The 2005-nt window shown below is 50.9% G+C and carries 3 protein-coding genes; 1 reads left to right on the top strand and 2 read right to left on the bottom strand.

Going from position 1 to position 2005, the window contains the following annotated elements; all coding sequences use genetic code 11:
• The first annotated feature begins 92 nt into the window (after positions 1–92).
• Positions 93–425 carry a SymE family type I addiction module toxin gene (locus QZH36_RS21280; protein WP_445235139.1) on the top strand — a complete coding sequence of 111 codons (333 nt, stop codon included), beginning with the start codon at positions 93–95 and terminating at the stop codon, positions 423–425.
• A 49-nt stretch (positions 426–474) separates the two neighbouring features.
• Here QZH36_RS21280 and QZH36_RS21275 read toward each other — a convergent pair whose 3' ends face one another.
• Both QZH36_RS21275 and QZH36_RS21270 read right to left on the bottom strand, forming a co-directional pair.
• Positions 475–807 (bottom strand): hypothetical protein, encoded by a 333-nt coding sequence (locus QZH36_RS21275; protein ID WP_367652779.1) that lies wholly within the window; start codon positions 805–807, stop codon positions 475–477.
• Positions 804–2005 (bottom strand): DNA/RNA non-specific endonuclease (locus QZH36_RS21270; RefSeq protein WP_301731083.1); only part of this gene is annotated, 1202 nt, incomplete at its 5' end. The genes QZH36_RS21275 and QZH36_RS21270, both read right to left, overlap by 4 nt.

Genomic DNA, 2005 nt, shown 5'->3' with positions numbered 1-2005 from the left:
CCAATAGGGCCGCCGCTGCTCATGCCCACGCTCTGGTGTTCGACCTTATAGTCCGCGCGGTTTTCAATACTGCTGAAGCCCAGCGTGCCCGTATCCAGCCGGTTTTTATCCGCCGCTGCCGTCGAGCCGATAACCGCGCCGTTCAGCTGGTCACGCTGAAGGGCCACTGGCTGAAGGAGACAGGGTTTGGTACCGGGACGGCGCTGGAGGTGAAGATCTTACCGGGCTGTCTGATACTGACCGCGCAGGAGCCACAGCCGGAACCGCCCGCAGAGCCGGAGGTGGTGACCACGCTGCGTAAAGCCTGCAAAAAGCTCTCCGCACGCAAGCAGCGGCAGATTGAGGAGTTTATTCAGGTGATCGCCACACCGCAGAAGCGGCCACGGAAGATCCCGGATGGGATGGTTGAGTGGCGGCCTGTCTGAGGTAACTGACTGGTTATAAGGTAAAATCCCGGCCTGGCCGGGATCTTTATTAGTCATCATATTGAAGATTTATGTTTATTTTTCCGGCTTGTATATCGACCGTTATTTCGCAGCCTGTCCAAACAGGTTTACCATTAGTCAAATTGTTATCTAAAAAGAAAGACTTATAAGCAAGTAAAGCATCTGTCAAATCAGCAACAGCCCTTCCATCAGGGGAAAACCAGCCCAGTTCTCCATTTTCATCTAAATAATCGAATTCATATTCCCCACCATCATTTTCATTAAAGATTTTAGCTCTTGCTATGATTTTTTTTGCATTTCCAGGTCCACACTCATACAAAATTTGACCTAGTTTTTGCTCAAAATTTTGATCCTGCATCATTTGCCTCCTGGGGAATTTTTGAAATCAACGTTAACAGGTCTACCTCCATCAACTGAGTACTGAACAATTACCCTATCTGGCCTTATATTGTTACCTGAATATATTGGTTGGATATTGACATCAACCGTTTTTCCTTCTTTCAATGCGATACCCCATGAGTTCTCCATTTTTTTCCATTGACTTTTATTAAGATTTCCATCCATAGGAACAATATTAAGCTTTTCACCAGGACCATTGAATATGCTGGCAATTAAATGACCACCTTCATCACCATTATTACCACATTTACCAGCCTTGCATTGCTGATAGGTGTTTCGGTCATTTTTGGACAGGCTTAGTGAGGCATTCACATTTGTTGTGCGGCTCAAATCATCAGTATGATAGGTTTTATTTCCATCAACCTGATAGACCGTATTGGGTTCTGGTTTATTCAGTGTCTTATTCCACGCACCTTTCTTACCGGAGTCAACAATAACGATATTTTTTCCGGTAGCTGTAGGAAGTTTACTTCCTTTACTCACGCCTCCCAGCGCACTTAACGCTACGCCCGCAATAATATCAGCCTGAGCTTGATCGAGGCCATATTTCGCCATGATCTGCTCAGACACTTTATTGCTGGCAACGATCCCGTCCGCGTCCATCTGGTGCGCCCAGGTCGCTGTAAGATCGTAGACCATCTTGATCGGGATGTCTTCGCCCATTGCCCGATCTATTGCATGCTTCACCGCTATGCTGTCGGCCAGCACGTCGCCGTATTTCTGCTGACAGGTTGTCGGGTTGGTTGCACAGTCGCTTATTAGTTGCTTCTGCTGTGCGGTACTTAGCTCTTCGTATTTTTTGATAATGCCGCCACAGTCAGCGCCTTCAGCCTGACAGGACTTCATTTCAGCGGACCAGGCATCTATCTGTTTGCTGCTCAGCCAGTTATTCTCAACCGCATTCTTCCCGGCCTGCGCGCCCGTCACCGCACCGCCCGCACTGCCCCCGGCAAGGCCGCCCGCCAGCCCCGCCGCCAGCGTCCCCAGCGCGCTGATGGTCTGACGCTGCTCTTCGCTCAGGTCTGCACGGTCAACGCCCGGATAGAGCTGCTGCGCGATATACTCGCCCGCCGCGCCGCCTGACGCTCCCGCCAGCGCCGAACCGCCCGACGCCTGCGCCACCGCCGCGCCCAGCACCGCGTGCGCTATCAGGTTTGCCT

It is taken from the genome of Erwinia wuhanensis (assembly GCF_030484085.1).
Taxonomy (GTDB): Bacteria; Pseudomonadota; Gammaproteobacteria; order Enterobacterales; family Enterobacteriaceae; genus Erwinia; species Erwinia aeris.
The sequence above is the reverse complement of the archived record's forward strand: the minus strand, read 5'-3'. Positions and strand labels throughout refer to the sequence as shown.